Annotated in this window: 13 protein-coding genes; 7 read left to right on the top strand and 6 right to left on the bottom strand. The window is 58.7% G+C overall.

Features of this window, described 5'->3' with window-relative positions:
* The first annotated feature begins 195 nt into the window (after positions 1–195).
* The 3 genes from cmoA to QMX89_RS21550 all read left to right on the top strand — a co-directional run bounded on the left by cmoA (position 196) and on the right by QMX89_RS21550 (position 3,783).
* Positions 196–939 carry a carboxy-S-adenosyl-L-methionine synthase CmoA gene (gene cmoA / locus QMX89_RS21560; RefSeq protein ID WP_282349806.1) on the top strand — a complete coding sequence of 248 codons (744 nt, stop codon included), beginning with the start codon at positions 196–198 and terminating at the stop codon, positions 937–939.
* Positions 936–1,892: a tRNA 5-methoxyuridine(34)/uridine 5-oxyacetic acid(34) synthase CmoB gene (gene cmoB, locus QMX89_RS21555; RefSeq protein ID WP_282349805.1), complete on the top strand. Its 957-nt coding sequence runs from the start codon at positions 936–938 to the stop codon at positions 1,890–1,892. Before cmoA ends, cmoB begins: the two co-directional genes overlap by 4 nt.
* A 643-nt stretch (positions 1,893–2,535) precedes the next feature.
* Positions 2,536–3,783 (top strand): ribonucleotide-diphosphate reductase subunit beta, encoded by a 1,248-nt coding sequence (locus QMX89_RS21550; RefSeq protein ID WP_043184931.1) that lies wholly within the window; start codon positions 2,536–2,538, stop codon positions 3,781–3,783.
* A 110-nt stretch (positions 3,784–3,893) separates the two neighbouring features.
* Here QMX89_RS21550 and QMX89_RS21545 read toward each other — a convergent pair whose 3' ends face one another.
* From QMX89_RS21545 to QMX89_RS21530, 4 genes are all read right to left on the bottom strand, one after another.
* Positions 3,894–5,396, bottom strand: a complete 1,503-nt coding sequence (locus QMX89_RS21545; protein WP_282349804.1) for an MFS transporter — start codon at positions 5,394–5,396, stop codon at positions 3,894–3,896.
* Positions 5,397–5,815: 419 nt separating this feature from the next.
* On the bottom strand, positions 5,816–6,328 hold the full coding sequence (locus QMX89_RS21540; protein WP_282349807.1) for an ankyrin repeat domain-containing protein: 513 nt from the start codon (positions 6,326–6,328) through the stop codon (positions 5,816–5,818).
* Positions 6,329–6,417: 89 nt separating this feature from the next.
* Entirely contained in the window at positions 6,418–7,944 is a 1,527-nt protein-coding gene (gene katB, locus QMX89_RS21535; RefSeq protein ID WP_282349803.1) for a catalase KatB, read from the bottom strand.
* A 114-nt stretch (positions 7,945–8,058) separates the two neighbouring features.
* A complete protein-coding gene (locus QMX89_RS21530; protein WP_282349802.1) occupies positions 8,059–8,853 on the bottom strand; it encodes a hypothetical protein in 795 nt (264 codons plus the stop codon).
* Positions 8,854–9,023: 170 nt separating this feature from the next.
* Here QMX89_RS21530 and QMX89_RS21525 point away from each other — a divergent pair, with 170 nt between their 5' ends.
* Positions 9,024–10,232 (top strand): MFS transporter, encoded by a 1,209-nt coding sequence (locus QMX89_RS21525; protein WP_282349801.1) that lies wholly within the window; start codon positions 9,024–9,026, stop codon positions 10,230–10,232.
* Between the two features lie 8 nt (positions 10,233–10,240).
* Here QMX89_RS21525 and QMX89_RS21520 read toward each other — a convergent pair whose 3' ends face one another.
* Entirely contained in the window at positions 10,241–10,810 is a 570-nt protein-coding gene (locus QMX89_RS21520) for a TetR family transcriptional regulator (RefSeq protein WP_049862352.1), read from the bottom strand.
* A 143-nt stretch (positions 10,811–10,953) separates the two neighbouring features.
* Between QMX89_RS21520 and QMX89_RS21515 the strand changes: the two genes are divergently transcribed.
* Positions 10,954–11,754 (top strand): SDR family oxidoreductase, encoded by an 801-nt coding sequence (locus tag QMX89_RS21515; RefSeq protein WP_282349799.1) that lies wholly within the window; start codon positions 10,954–10,956, stop codon positions 11,752–11,754.
* 3 nt (positions 11,755–11,757) lie between these two features.
* Positions 11,758–12,768, top strand: a complete 1,011-nt coding sequence (locus tag QMX89_RS21510; protein WP_282349798.1) for an NADP-dependent oxidoreductase — start codon at positions 11,758–11,760, stop codon at positions 12,766–12,768.
* Between the two features lie 271 nt (positions 12,769–13,039).
* Here the strand turns inward: QMX89_RS21510 and QMX89_RS21505 are convergent, their stop codons facing one another.
* Positions 13,040–13,909, bottom strand: a complete 870-nt coding sequence (locus QMX89_RS21505; protein WP_282349797.1) for a LysR family transcriptional regulator — start codon at positions 13,907–13,909, stop codon at positions 13,040–13,042.
* A gap of 141 nt (positions 13,910–14,050) precedes the next feature.
* Here QMX89_RS21505 and QMX89_RS21500 point away from each other — a divergent pair, with 141 nt between their 5' ends.
* Entirely contained in the window at positions 14,051–14,827 is a 777-nt protein-coding gene (locus QMX89_RS21500; RefSeq protein ID WP_056843925.1) for an iron-containing redox enzyme family protein, read from the top strand.
* Positions 14,828–14,963: the final 136 nt, after the last annotated feature.

Below are 14,963 nucleotides of genomic sequence, written 5' to 3'. Positions count from 1 at the left end.
TAGGTGCGGTCATCGGCCGCGAACGAGCCACCTCGGTACCGCTTTCACCCCGCGATATTCCTTCGCGGCCGATGACCGCTCCTACGGATCCCCTCAGGGCGCAAAAAACCACACTGCACCCCACAAAAAATGCACCCCCGCCCCACATCCGCTAAAATGCCGCCCCGTTTTCCCGCAACCCGCCTGGATCGCCCCGTGAGCAAAGAGCCCGACCGCCTATTCGCCCAGCCCCTGAGCCAGGTCCCCGACTTCGCCTTCAACGAAGACGTGGTGCGCGTGTTCCCGGACATGATCAAACGCTCGGTGCCCGGTTACCCCACCATCGTGGAAAACCTCGGCGTGCTCGCGGCGCAATTCGCCCAGCCCAACACCACCCTCTACGACCTGGGCAGCTCGCTGGGCGCCGTCACCCAGGCCCTGCGCCGGCACGTGCGCACCGAAGGCTGCCAGGTGATCGCCATCGACAACTCCCAGGCCATGGTCGAGCGCTGTCGTGAATACCTCAACGCGCAGAACTCCATGTTTCAGGAGCTGCTGCCGGTCACCGTCATCGAGGGCGACATCCTCGCCCTGGACTTCGAACCGGCCTCGGTCGTCGCACTCAACTTCACCCTGCAGTTCATCCCCCCGGCCCAGCGCCTGGAACTGCTCACCCGCATCCACAAAGCGCTGGTCCCCGGCGGCGCACTGATCCTTTCTGAAAAGCTGCGCTTCGAAGACGACCAACAACACGACCTGCTCACCGACCTGCACATCGCCTTCAAACGTGCCAACGGCTACAGCGACCTGGAAATAGCGCAGAAACGCAGCGCCATCGAAAACGTCATGAAACCCGACAGCCTCGAAGAAAACCGCGATCGCCTGCTTGCCGCAGGCTTCAGCAAGGTCGTGCCCTGGTTTCAATGCCTCAACTTCGCCTCGATGATCGCCCTGCCATGATTGACCTGTCCCCGCTCGTCCGCCGCCTGGCCAACACCCCGCTGGCCATCTGGGCCAATGGCCTGCAAGCCCAGCTCGACACCAAGATGGAAAAAGGTCACGGCGACCTGCAACGCTGGCAGAGCGCCCTCGATGCCTTGCCCTCGGTCACCGCCTGCGACATCGACCTGGTCAACGGCCTGCGCCTGGACTGTAAAGACAACGCCGCCACCCACGACCAGATGCGCGCTGCCCTGATGGGCCTGTCACCCTGGCGCAAAGGCCCGTTCGACCTGTTCGGCGTCCACGTTGACACCGAATGGCGCTCGGACTGGAAATGGGAGCGCGTCGCCCCGCACCTCGACCTGCGCGGCAAACGGGTTCTCGACGTCGGCTGCGGCAATGGCTACTACCAATGGCGCATGCTCGGCGCCGGCGCCGACAGCGTCATCGGCGTCGACCCCAACTGGCTGTTCTTCTGCCAGTTCCAGGCGGTGCAGCGTTATCTGCCCGACCTGCCCGCCTGGCATCTGCCCTTCGCCCTGGAAGACCTGCCCGCCGGCCTCGAAGGTTTCGACACGGTGTTTTCCATGGGTGTGTTCTACCACCGCCGCTCCCCCATCGAGCACCTGCTGGCGCTCAAGGACTGCCTGGTCAAAGGCGGTGAGTTGGTCCTGGAAACCCTGGTCGTTCCCGGCGACGTGCATCAGGTCCTGGTGCCCGAAGACCGCTACGCGCAGATGCGCAACGTCTGGTTCCTTCCCTCCGTGCCCGCCCTGGAACTGTGGCTGCGCCGCGCCGGCTTCAGCGACGTGAAGTGCGTGGACGTGAGCATCACTACCGTGGCCGAGCAGCGCGGCACCGAATGGATGAAGTTCCAGTCACTGAGTGACTTCCTCGATCCGGACGACCACAGCAAAACCGTCGAAGGCCTGCCAGCGCCGATGCGGGCGGTGATCACTGCCCGTAAATAACGGTCAAGCCTGGAACAGGCGAATGGGCGGTGAACAAACACCGTCGCACTCGCCTCTCTGCCGCTCATCGACTCCTTCACAGAACCACAAAAAAATCCTGAAGGGTTGCATTTCGCGGAAGGCAGGCAGGGCAAGGACTTGAGCCTACCCATGGGAAAATCTGGCTATTTTCTGAACAGCCAGTCGGGTTTCCAAGCCGAACTCAAGCCTATATCCTGTGTCCACTTCTTACGAAAACCACCACATAGGCGATTTTCGTAAGGTCGCGGCTGTTACTGCCTACACACCGGCAGTGAACGCAACAGTCCTGAGAAATACGAGTTTCGACCGATTTTTTTGTGACCGCACGTGAACACGAGCAAGCAAAAAACCCTATAATCGCCGCCCACTTCAAGGACCTGAGACATGACCCATCGCGACATCGAAGCCGGCACGAGTCCATCGACCGAAGCCCGACCGCGAAGCGAGTCCCTCAGCGCGTTCCGACCGGATCGTTGATAGCCCACGCTGTGGCACCACGCTGAAAAAGCCTGGACCCGGCGCCGCAACACGCACGTAACGCCAGGTTGCACCACGCAACCCCGGTAATCAGATTTCCAAATTCATCAGCCGCCACGAGCGGCCTCGAGCAGGAGCCTCCCCCATGCTGAGCTGGGACGAATTCGACAAAGAAGACGCAGCCGAACCCGCCAAAGGCGCCAACGCCGGCCACGCCAGCGAAGCTGCCATGGACAAACTCGACAGCGCCGGCGGTGCCGCCGCCCAGGAAGCCCGCGCCGCCCACGCCAGCGACTCCGCCGCCGTAGCCCGCGCCAAGGCCGCCCTGAACAAACTCGACATCGCCGAAGGCCTGGCCGAGCTCGAAGGCTCCGCCGCCCGCGTCGCCGTCGACGAAAAGCGCATGATCAACTGCCGCGCCGACCTCAACCAACTTGTCCCCTTCAAGTACGACTGGGCCTGGCAGAAGTACCTGGACGGCTGCGCAAACCACTGGATGCCGCAAGAAGTCAACATGAACGCCGACATCGCCCTCTGGAAAAACCCGGAAGGCCTGACCGACGACGAACGCCGCATCGTCATGCGCAACCTGGGCTTCTTCAGCACCGCCGACTCCCTGGTCGCCAACAACCTGGCCCTGGCCGTGTACCGCCTGATCACCAACCCGGAGTGCCGCCAGTACATCCTGCGCCAGGCCTTCGAAGAAGCGATCCACACCCACGCCTACCAGTACTGCATCGAATCCCTGGGCATGGACGAAGGCGAAATCTTCAACATGTACCACGAGATCCCATCGGTCGCTAAAAAAGCCGCCTGGGGCCTCAAGTACACCCGCGCCATCTCCGACCCGGAATTCAACACCGGTACCGTCGAAACCGACAAAGAGCTGCTGCGCAACCTGATCGGCTACTACTGCGTACTCGAAGGCATCTTCTTCTACTGCGGCTTCACCCAGATCCTCTCCATGGGCCGCCGCAACAAGATGACCGGCGTCGCCGAACAGTTCCAATACATCCTGCGCGACGAATCCATGCACCTTAACTTCGGCATCGACGTGATCAACCAGATCAAGATCGAAAACCCACACCTGTGGGACGCCGAACTCAAGGAAGAAGCCTCGCAGATGATCCTGCAAGGCACCCAGCTGGAAATCGAATACGCCCGCGACACCATGCCTCGCGGCGTACTGGGCATGAACGCGGCAATGATGGAGGACTACCTCAAGTTCATCGCCAACCGTCGCTTGTCGCAGATTGGCCTGAAAGAAGAATACCCAGGCACCACGAACCCATTCCCATGGATGAGCGAGATCATGGACTTGAAGAAGGAGAAGAACTTCTTTGAGACGCGGGTGATTGAGTATCAGACGGGTGGGGCGTTGAGCTGGGATTGAATTTAGGAAAGTCGATAAGGCAGAAACGCCTTATCGACCTTTGAACGATCTAGAGCTGATACAGCTGTTGATTCGTGATCGTAACCCAGCCCAGGAACCGATTCGGGAAATCATGCCCTTCGCAACCCCCAACGGGCATACAACGCAAACAACACGATCAATCCAGCCACCAAACCACTGGTCACCTCTACCCCTCCACTGAAAGCAGTATTCGCCGCCTCAGCTAACACCGCTCCTGCTTCAGCAGGTAAATCCTGCGCAAGTGAATGAGCACCACCCAACGTCACCGCGAGCGCGGCCGCGTCATCCTCAATCCCCCCGGGCAAAACCAGACTCAACCGATACCCTGCAGCCACGGCGCCTCCCACCAAGCTCGTCCCCAACACCACCCCGACCTCATACGCCGTCTCACTTACAGACGACGCACTGCCTGCCTTGTCAGCCGGCACGGCGCTCAGAACAAGGTCGTTGGAAACGCTGGTAATTGCCGCAACTGCGGCATTCAGCAACACAAAAGCCACACCCACAATCAGTGCGGTCGCAGTGAACAACGCCATGACTGCAAACGCCCCCGCCGCTACATACAAACAAGCGGGTATCACCACATTCTGCGCCACCCGTTGCGCGATCGGCACAATGGCGAGTCCTGCGGCCACGGCACAGACTTGACCGGGCACCAATATCAAGCTGGCAGCAATGGGCGATAGACCCAGAACCAGTTGCAACAGTTGGGTAGCGAAAAAGAGAAAACCGATCAGCGCCCCCAGGCTGACGAGATTGACCGTGATCGACACGCTAAAGGTGCTCGAACCAAACAACTCCAGATCGAGCAAGGGCTCTTCCAGCCGCCTCTGGCGTTGGACAAAGGCGATGCCTGTCCCAAGACCTACCACCATGCCTACAATGGCATAGGCATCTACTCCTACCGTGGCTAAATGCTTGAGCGAAAGCATCACGCCTGTCATGGCACTTAGACTCAGCAGGATGCTCACATAATCGATCGACAACCCGGCCTGCCTTGAGGACTCTGGGATCATGGGTGAAAGCAGCAACATCGGCAGCAGAAACGGCACTGCGACCAGAAACACCGACTGCCAACTGAAGAACTGGAGCAGCACGCCACCGAGCAGTGGACCGGCAGCCGCTCCCAATGTCAGGCAGGTTGCCCAAGCCGCCACGGCGATACGCCTCTCCTCCCGGTCATCGAAGACGGTCCGGATCAGGGCAAGCGTGGCAGGCAGGATCATTGCGCCGAACAACCCCAGAACTGCGCGACCTGCGATCAGGTGCCAAGCCTGCCTAGAGAAGACGATAGCAATCGAAATAATGGCGAAACCTGTGCACCCCACACACAGCAGGCGACGGTAGCCTACGCGATCGCCCAGAGTACCCATGGTGATCAAAAGGCCCGCCAGCACCAGCGAGTAGGCATCGATTACCCATAGCTGTTCGGCAGCCGAAGGGCCAAGGGCAACTGCGATTTTGGGAAGAGCGAAGTTGAGGATGGTGTTGTCCAGGGTGACGAGCAACACAGGTAAAAGGATCATCAACAGTCCAGCGAGTTTGAAGCGATTGGTGATGATGGACCACAGCGGGCCTGGAGCTTGGGACATTGATCGGTTCTCCCTGAACGTCAAAGTATCGGGCGCAGGCTTCGCCATTGAGTTAGGCGTAAATTGGCCGACGCAGTGATGCGGTTTGATTTCACACCATCCTTGGTGTGGGGAGGTCGAACTTACTGACAGATCACGGGGGTAGCAACTGTTTGCCTATCAAGTTTGTGTCAAGATTTACGGCGGCTGCTCAGCACGCAGTTGGCAAACGACCGGCTTGGCGAGATCTTTTACATATCGCCAGACGCCGTAGAGCGCCTTGGCAAAATGCTTGTGACTTGGGAGTGCTTCATCTTCACACGACTCATACGGACTCATTCGTACGGATGACTCCGAGTCCATAACAGCTTGAAGCAGTAAATCCCTCTACTGACGGTGGATTGCAGCGTAGGTGGCTCAGCTTAAACGAGCGCTACAGCTCAGCGTATCGGCGCCGAACTAAACCGCCCCTCCCCCAACGACCGTGCATCATTCCCCCTGTCATCCCGCGCATCCAGGTCCGCCCCCTTCGCCGCCAACGCCTCGAGAATATCCTTGCGCTGAAACAGCGCCGCATACATCGCCGCCGTCTGCCCCGAGTTGTTTCGCTCATCCGTCGCGCAGTCTGCCTTGAGCAATCGATGGGCGATGCTCACTTCACCTTTGAAGATGGCCCCCATCAGCGCAGTGTTGCCACGCTTATCCTGGCTACACGGATTCGCCCCGGCCGCCAGCAACTGCTCCACAGCCGCCGTCTGGCCGTGATAAGCCGCCAGAATCAATGCGGTGTAGCCACTTTCATCGCGGGTGTCCAAGTCATAATGCGCTTCGATGAACGCGCCCAAACGGTCGGTGCTGCCCGAACGTGCGGCGTCGAAGTACAGTTCACGAAGTTGCTGACGGGTATCGGATGGCGGTGTATCATCGGCCAAGGCAGCTGTTGAAAGCATCATCGCCGAGCAGATCCAGGGAATGAAATATCGCATGAGATTTTGCTCCTGTAGATCACCGACCGTTGTGAGACGGCCGGTGATCGGATGCATCAGTCCTGAAGCTTGGCGGCCAACTGTTTGACCTTTTCCAAATCGCCATTGGCAACTTTGGTCACGCCTGTGCCGTAGGCCGGATCGGCCTTGTACAGATACGACAGCATGATGTTTTTGCTCTCGGTATCCGTATCAGCCAAAGAACCGCCGAAGCTGTTGATCAGGTCCTGCTGCTCCTTGGGCGAATAGGAGCGGTACAAGTCGCCTGCCTGTTTGAAGTTCTGCTCGCGCTGGATCTTCGCCTGCTGGGTAGTACCGCTCAAAGTCGTTTGGCTGTAACGCGCGCTATCGTCACTCGGGCGCGGCGCAAGACGGCTCGGCTCGTAGTTCACGCCCCCGGTGGTATGTCCGCTGTTCAAGGCGCCATCCTGGTTGCCGTTGTTGACGGTGACGCGCGGACGGTTGATCGGCAAACTCATGCCGTTGGCGCCCAGGCGGTACATCTGGGTATCGGCGTACGAGAACACACGGCCTTGCAGGAGACGGTCTTCCGACGGCTCGATCCCCGGTACCACGTTGGATGGTGCCATGGCGACCTGTTCGGTTTCCTGGAAGAAGTTGTCGACGTTCTTGTTCAGTACCATCTGCCCGATCTTCTGCTCCGGTACGTCAGGCCAGATCTTGGTCGCGTCCAGCGGGTCGAATGCAAACTTGGCCAGGTCTTCAGGTTTGAGCACCTGGATATACAAATCCCACTTCGGGAAATCACCCTTGTTGATTGCGGTGACCAGGTCATGGGTCATGTGCGCGTAGTCTTTGCCCTGGGTTTGCACGACTTGTTCCGGGTCCAGATTCTTCAGACCTTGCAGGCTCTTCCAGTGAAACTTCACGTAATGCACTTCGCCTTTGGCGTTGACGAACTTGTAGGCGTGCACGCCATTGCCGTCCATGAAGCGATAGCCTGCAGGCGTGCCTTCGTTGGAGTACAGCAGGGTGAGCGTTCGGGTCGCTTCCGGCACGTGGGAGAAGAAGTCAAAACGACGGGAATCATCGTCGAGGTTGGTGCGCGGGTCGGGTTTGAACGCATGCACCATGTCGGGAAATTTGATGGCGTCACGAATGAAGAAGGTCGGGAAGTTATTGCCGACCAGATCCCAGTTGCCGTCCGCCGTATAGAACTTGGTCGCGAAACCACGTGGGTCGCGCAGCGTTTCCGGCGAGTGGTTGCCGTGGACGACCGACGAGAAGCGCACGAACACCGGTGTATGGGTGCCTGGCGTAAACACCTTGGCCTTGGTCAACTCACTGATGTTGCTGGAAGCGACGAACTCGCCATGCACACCCGTACCACGGGCATGCACCACGCGCTCTGGAATGCGCTCGCGGTCGAAGCGCTGCAGTTTCTGCAACAGCTGAACGTCCTGAAGCAGCGCCGGCCCGTTGGGTCCGGCGGTCTGTGAATTCTGGTTATCGCCAACGGCGGCGCCATTGTCGCGGGTCAAGGTATCGGCAAACGCGGACGACAAAGACATGCCGACGGCCAATGCAGTGACGGCATACCCTGATAAGGTTCTGATTTTCATAGTGAATCCCTCACGCTTCTTATGTTCTGGAGAAACCGCGAGGGTAACGGCAACCACTGGCGTGGCTAAATTGGAAGAGCCTATCAGTCTGATAGACAAAGATGCCTACCGGTATTACTGGCTAGAATCCGCGCCTACGGACGCTCGCAACCCATCCTCCGGCACGAATATCCAACCCTCTGCCGGATCTATATCCGCCATCGGCTGAGCCAGCCATTGCGGTCTATGCTCGAAGGCCCAGGCCAGCAACGCGCACGTCAGCGCATCCTGTGCATCGATATGTTCAAGCCCCGCTACAAATATTCGCGGAACGCTTGCGCCGTCGACGTAGAAAGGCGCTCGCAAGGCCTCGATGCAGGCGGACCGTTTGCACGCCGAGGGATAGGCTTCGATCGCCCTCAGCATCCGCCCGTCCGTCCATACGCCACAGGCTTGCCGAACGGGCGCGAATCGCCCCAGCACGTGCATGCCCTTGGTTGCCTGGCTACCGATCATGTCCTTGATCGGCGACAGCGGATAGAGCCCTCTTTCGAACAGAAAATGCTCGGTACGCCGGTGCAGGTAGGGGTTGCTGGATGACTCGCCAACAGTGGGCACGGCCATGCCACGGGTGATGAGGTCGATGAAAGGTCGGGAGAAGCCCAGTGGAGTGTCGACGCCCATGAGCAGGCATGGCGCCTGATGAACTGCAGTGTCTATTGCACACAGTTTCAACAGCCCATGGACAAACTTTTCCGTGGAACTTGCTTCATTGATCGTCCGCCGCAGATTGCCCCGCCATGGCTTACCGACTAGCCGGCGCTCAGCATCCAGAACGACCAGAGCATCGCGGCTAGCCGGGTTCCGGTCACAATTCCAGCCGCCGACGTCCCAGCCCATGAATAGCGTGGAAGCGTTCGGTTCAATCATGGTGGGCACTCATGCAGGTAGAGAAAAGATCTGACGCCTGTTCACAAACAACGGGACTGTTCCATTTATCCACGCTATCTGTATCTATCAATCCGATGTCAGCGGTTGTGTAATGCGCGACGGTGTTTTGCCCCTCTCAGAGCCTGCTTGGAAACATAAAGGACCCTATCATGCGAAAGGACTACATCGCATTCTTCGTCTCATTGTTCCTGTCACGCCTCGCGGACCAGATTCTATTGTTCATCGTTCCGCTGGTGGTCTTCCAGGCGACTCAGAGCGCAGCGTGGGCCGGCCTTGCGTTCTTTGTTGAATCGTTGCCCAGGTTTTTGGCGTTCCCTTTCTGTGGCGTATTGTGCGACCGCTTCTCACCCGTCCGAATCCTGCATATCAGCCAGATCTACCGGGTTTTACTCTGTGTGCTGGCCGTTATTCTGTCCCTGTTGTTCGGTGGCATCGCCTGGCTTGTGGTGTTGTCGGCGCTGTGTGGCATCCTGACAACTCAAGGCGTCATGGCTCGCGAAGTACTGATGCCACGCGTATTCCACCACTACAGCTACACCAAGACCCTCTCCTACTCGCAAATCGCCGACCAGACCGGTTTAGTCCTGGGCCCATTGGTCGCTGCATTAATGCTGGAAGTCTGGACCTGGCACTGGGTTGTGCTGTGTGTCGCTGGGGTATTTCTGCTGGCCGATGCAAGCATGCTGATCTGGCAACGGCTCAGTCAGATAGATATCGCGCCATTCGACCAGGATCAAGGCGCGTGGCTACAACCTTTTCGAGTGGCCATTGGGCATATCCGTACCACAGCGCAATTGCGCAAAATCATCACGTTGGCCGTTGGGGTGAACCTGATCGTCGGCGTGACGGCGGCTACGTCGGCGGCCATGGTGATCGGAAGTTTCAGCGAGCGCAAGGATAGCTACGCCTGGCTGCAGGCGGCGGGTGCCGTCGCTACCATCGCGATACTGGTACTGCTCGCGCGCGTCGTCATTCCCCTGAGGGTACTGGGTGGTGTGTCATACGTGCTGATCGCTGCAGGTGGGTTCATCTGCGCAATGACTCCGAACCTAGCAGGCTATGTATCAGGTTTTTTGTTGATCGCGGGCTTCGACAAGATGTTCAACGTCTACATGCGCAGCATTCGTCAGCGCGTCATTCCCCCTCAGGACTTCGGCAAGACGGTGGGGGTGATTACCCTGCTCAATAACCTGTCGCAGCCAGCGGCGGGCTTACTCGTCGCCCTCTTGGCCGCGCCCGTTGGTACGCAGAAGGTGATCCTGATACTGGCTATTCTGTCCACCGTACTGGGCGCAACGGCTCACTGGTGGCTGGCCCATGCCACCCAGTGCGCTTCGGAACAGAGAACTTACCGCTAAGGCACCTCCTACCCCTGCAAACGTGCCAACGCGGTTGTCCGGCAGCTTTCCAGAATCTCGTCAGCCAGCGCAGAGTCATCCGGACACGCTCTGGAGAGCATCAGTGCCCCGACCAGGTGCGCCAAGGCATTGATTCGCTCGGCCCGGGCGGTCTGCCGCGTGGCCTCGTCTACCTCGACCGAAGCAGGCGCCACACCGGCCAGGATCCGCTCCATCCCCTGCGCAAACACCGCCTTGATCTCTTCAGGCTGGCGCGCGGCATCGGCCGACAATGCCGCCAGGGTGCAGCCCTCACCAGGTGCATCGCGATGCTCGCGCGACAGGTAGCCCTCGATCAGCGCTGCACGTTCGGCCTGAGCCGTGCTGGCTTCCATCTGCGCGAAGCCACACGCCGCCGCCTCGCTCATGAGGTCTGCCTTGGAGCGGAAATGCTTGTAGAAACCGCCGTGAGTGAAGCCGGCCGCGGCCATCAGATCAGCCACGCTCACGCCATCGTAACCCCGCTCGCGAAACAGGGTGGAGGCGGTTTCAACGATGTGCGCACGGTTGGCCTGCGCCTGTGCCTTGCTGACTTTCATGTCGATGCCTGTGAGGTGAACAGTGAAGCCGAGTATACATTGATGTCGAATGACATCAAAATGCTTGACGGTTTAGATTTCGGTCATCATCATAAATCCGTCGCAGCGCAGTGCTGCCATCTAGCCGTCAGGAATTTCCTCTGATGAACACGCTCCCCACTGTAATGATCACCGGCGCCTCCACCGGCATCGGCGCCACCTACGCCGAACGTTTCGCCCGCCGCGGGCACGACCTGGTCCTGGTCGCACGCAACCGCGATCGCCTGGAACAACTGACCGCAAGATTGCGCGACGAAAGCGGTGTGAACATCAACCTCATGCAAGCGGACCTGACCCGCGCCGAAGACCTGGCTCAAGTGGAGAAGCGCCTGGCCGAAGATGCCAGCATCGGCGTCCTGATCAACAACGCCGGCGCAGGTCAGGCCGGCGGCTTCACCCAACAAAGCGCCAGCGCCCTCGACAGCCTGCTCGCGCTCAATGTGACCGCAGTGACACGCCTGGCAGCGGCCATCGCTCCACGTCTGGCGCAGACGGGTCATGGCAGTATCGTCAACATTGGCTCGGTGATGGGTCTGGCTCCCGAGATGCAGATGACCGTGTACGGTGCCACCAAGGCGTTCGTGCTGTTCCTGTCCCAGGGCTTGCAAGCGGAACTGGGCCCCAAGGGCGTCTATGTACAAGCGGTGCTGCCCGCAACCACACGCACCGAGATCTGGCAGCATTCCGGGATCGATATCGCGACCTTGCCTGAAGTCATGGAAGTGGCCGATCTGGTGGACGCCGCCCTGGCAGGTTACGACCGTCGAGAGCTCGTCACCATCCCACCGCTGCATGTGGCCGAGCGCTGGACGGCACTCAATGATAGTCGTCATTTGCTGCTCGCGGATCTGCGCCAGGCAACGCCGGCCGAGCGCTATCTGACCTCTGCCACTGTTGGGCAATGAGTCATGAAAGCGTTCATCATCGATCGTTACGGTAAAAGCGTCGTCGGCCAGATAGCCGAAATGCCCGAGCCCACCCTGGCTGCTGGCGACGTCCTGGTGCAGGTGCGTGCGGCCGGCGTCAATGCGCTGGACGTCAAGATTCGCAACGGCGAATTCAAGCTGATCCTGCCGTACACGCTACCCCTCGCATTGGGTAATGACGTCGCGGGCGTGGTGCTCGAAGTCGGAGTCAATGTCACCCGCTTCAAACCCGGCGACGAGGTGTATGCGCGGCCGCACCCGTCGCGTATCGGCACCTTCGCCGAACGCATTGCCATCGATCAATCGTATGTAGCCGCCAAGCCTGTGAACCTGACCATGGTCCAGGCAGCGTCTCTGCCCTTGGTGGCTTTGACCGCCTGGCAAGTCCTGGTCGAAACCGCCAAGGTCAAGCCGGGCCAGAAAGTCTTGATCCACGCAGGCTCAGGTGGCGTGGGTACGGTCGCCATTCAGCTGGCCAAACACTTGGGTGCCTACGTGGCCACTACCACCAGCACGGCCAATGTCGAGTGGTTGAAGGCCTTGGGCGCCGATCGGGTGATCGATTACAAAGCGCAGGATTTCGCCCGAGAGCTGCAATACTACGACGTCGTACTCAACAGCTTGGGATCGGACGTATTGAGCGAGTCGGTGAAGGTCTTGAAGCCCGGCGGCCAGTTGATCTCCATCTCCGGCCCCCCGACCCTGGCGTTCGCCGCCAGCCAGAGCCTCGGCTGGCCCCTGAAGCAACTTATGCGGTTGTTGAGCTACCGCATCCGCAAACAGGTCAGTCAGCAGGGCTGCAGCTATGATTTCGTATTCATGCGCGCGGACGGCGAGCAACTCGCACACATCAGCCAGCTCGTGGAAAGCGGTGTCATCACCCCGGTGATCGACACGGTCTATCCCTTCGCGAAGATTGCAGACGCACTGGCCCACGTCCGAAATGGTCGCGCAAAGGGGAAAGTGGTGATCCAGATGCAACCACCTGCATGAAATGTCGCAGCAGGTAAGGTCAGGCGTATGGAAGAAACAGCCATTACCGCTTAGTCTGAGCGTCGACGGCCTGCGTTATGAAATCACCTTGATCAGCGATGCTCACACTACGCAGTCCAAGCCACATGCCGATGCTGCGCAGATCATTGACCACCATAACGCGACCTTATCCAGCATCAAGAGCTTCGGTGTACGTATCCAGGCGCTGCAAACGCAGCCGTCGACTTCAATACCTGAATAGAGAACACCCACACTCAAGAGGTCCGTACACTCAAATCGAGGGTACGGATGCACCGCACACCAGTTGCGCGAACCCTTCCCGAACTGGATGCCCGCTCGCGCGTTTATGGGTCAACAGGTAATGGTCCACCCTGGGGAATACCAGCTCGTCGCGCGCCATCACATTCAGAAATGCTCGATGATTGTCGTAGACGCCCCTGGGGACTACCGCCATGCCTATCCCCTGCTCGACACACGCCATGATGCCGCCCCAGCTCCCACACACCACTGTCTCCACACCCTGCAACGACGCCTTGCACCAGGCCAGTGCCACCGCCTGGAAAGGGCACCCTTCAGGCCATGCCAGAAGCTTTCGGTTGTTCAGATCCAAGGGGCCCTGCTGCAACCACGCCTGTGGATGAACCAACACCGGCCGCTCACCTGCGATCTTATGACTAGTGAGCTTCGGATTGACTGGAGCAAACGCAACTATGGCAATATCCAGCCTCCCTTCCACAACGCTCTCTACAAGATCCGGACATGTACCCGTAGTGATCTCCAATACCACTTGGGGATACTCACGCGTGAACGCCGCAACTATGGCGGCCAGGCGGGTACTGACAAAAGAATCGATACCCCCCACTTTGAGCGTACCGCTGAGCTTTTGGGTATCATCGAAACACGCCTGTGCTTCGGAAAATGCCTCCAGCACCTTTTCTGCATGAGTCAGCAGGTGCTTTCCAGCGGCGCTTAATTCGACGCCTTTGTCTCGTCTATTCAATAGACAGCATCCGAGCTCGGCCTCCAGGGCCTTCATGCGCGCTGTCACGTTCGAGGGTACGCAATGCACCGATTTGGCGGCCTTGACGATGCTTCCCGCTTTATAGATAGCGGTGAGCATCCTTAATTGCGAGATATCCATATACACCTCTGGTGAATCGCCGATTCATTTATTTTTAGTTGTGCGAGCCTCCTAGCCCATGGATTCTACTGCTACTGCCTAGTCAGCATCAAAAACCAAACGACAACTTCGAAGCACCAAGTTACAAACAAGGAGCTGCGCATGTCCGGTTATTATGAAGAGATCACCAAGCTCGCTACCTCTGTACATCAGCACGGCGCTTTGAATAACGCCTTTTATGAACGCTGGCTGGCCGCCCCGCTGTCTTTTGATGAACTGGCGCTGTTTGCGAAGAATTATTTGGTAAGAACTTCGCAGACTTCGACAATGCTTGCATTGTCGCTGGTACACACCGACAACCTCTGCGCCCGCGTCGAGATTGCCAAGAATCTGTACTCCGAATACGGCTACGGTCAACCGCAGAAAGCCCACATTCATTTGTTGGAGAATTTCCTGACCGATCTCCTGAGCAGAGTAGCGGTTGCTTACACGCCAGTGACAAAGCTGAGCGATGATCTGATCCTGCCAAGCACTCGCCAGTTCGTGGCTGAGCAGCAAGCCCTGTACACCCGCACGCCTGAGAAAAGTGGCTGTCAGCGCGCATTGGGCGCACTGTTGGCCCAGGAATGGCTCGCATTTTCCACGCTCACCCGCCTGTATGAGGGCGTGCGGCACTACCAGCATCTCTACGCTTCCAACGACGAATTCCACGAGCATTGCGAGTACTTCTACGTCCATATCGGCAATGCCGAGAAGGAGCACAAGATACAGGCGATTCACACAGCCACTCTCGAGTGTCACGACGATGATGAGTTCGCAGCGCTGGCAGACGGTTTCTATGATTTCATGACACTAACGGAGCAGTACTGGAACGGCATCGCCCATGCCATGGGGTATCGCCCGAGCCAAGAGCAGGCACCCTCCACACTCAGTATCTGAAAATCAGCCAGAAAGACAAAACCCCTACCTGCTCACGCAGATAGGGGTTTCGGAATTGAATCTTGACGATGACCTACTCTCACATGGGGAAACCCCACACTACCATCGGCGATGCATCGTTTCACTGCTGAGTTCG

It is taken from the genome of Pseudomonas sp. PS01301 (genome assembly GCF_029960215.1).
GTDB classification, from domain to species: Bacteria; Pseudomonadota; Gammaproteobacteria; order Pseudomonadales; family Pseudomonadaceae; genus Aquipseudomonas; species Aquipseudomonas coleopterorum.
Note: the sequence above shows the minus strand (reverse complement) of the source record. Positions and strands in the feature narration are given on the sequence as shown.

Excerpts from the sequence above, each read along its gene's own strand:
- cmoB (WP_282349805.1), top strand. The coding sequence starts at position 936 with ATGATTGACCTGTCCCCGCTCGTCCGCCGCCTGGCCAACACCCCGCTG.
- QMX89_RS21550 (WP_043184931.1), top strand. The coding sequence starts at position 2,536 with ATGCTGAGCTGGGACGAATTCGACAAAGAAGACGCAGCCGAACCCGCC.
- QMX89_RS21545 (WP_282349804.1), bottom strand. The coding sequence starts at position 5,396 with ATGTCCCAAGCTCCAGGCCCGCTGTGGTCCATCATCACCAATCGCTTC.
- QMX89_RS21540 (WP_282349807.1), bottom strand. The coding sequence starts at position 6,328 with ATGATGCTTTCAACAGCTGCCTTGGCCGATGATACACCGCCATCCGAT.
- katB (WP_282349803.1), bottom strand. The coding sequence starts at position 7,944 with ATGAAAATCAGAACCTTATCAGGGTATGCCGTCACTGCATTGGCCGTC.
- QMX89_RS21530 (WP_282349802.1), bottom strand. The coding sequence starts at position 8,853 with ATGATTGAACCGAACGCTTCCACGCTATTCATGGGCTGGGACGTCGGC.
- QMX89_RS21525 (WP_282349801.1), top strand. The coding sequence starts at position 9,024 with ATGCGAAAGGACTACATCGCATTCTTCGTCTCATTGTTCCTGTCACGC.
- QMX89_RS21520 (WP_049862352.1), bottom strand. The coding sequence starts at position 10,810 with ATGAAAGTCAGCAAGGCACAGGCGCAGGCCAACCGTGCGCACATCGTT.
- QMX89_RS21515 (WP_282349799.1), top strand. The coding sequence starts at position 10,954 with ATGAACACGCTCCCCACTGTAATGATCACCGGCGCCTCCACCGGCATC.
- QMX89_RS21510 (WP_282349798.1), top strand. The coding sequence starts at position 11,758 with ATGAAAGCGTTCATCATCGATCGTTACGGTAAAAGCGTCGTCGGCCAG.
- QMX89_RS21505 (WP_282349797.1), bottom strand. The coding sequence starts at position 13,909 with ATGGATATCTCGCAATTAAGGATGCTCACCGCTATCTATAAAGCGGGA.
- QMX89_RS21500 (WP_056843925.1), top strand. The coding sequence starts at position 14,051 with ATGTCCGGTTATTATGAAGAGATCACCAAGCTCGCTACCTCTGTACAT.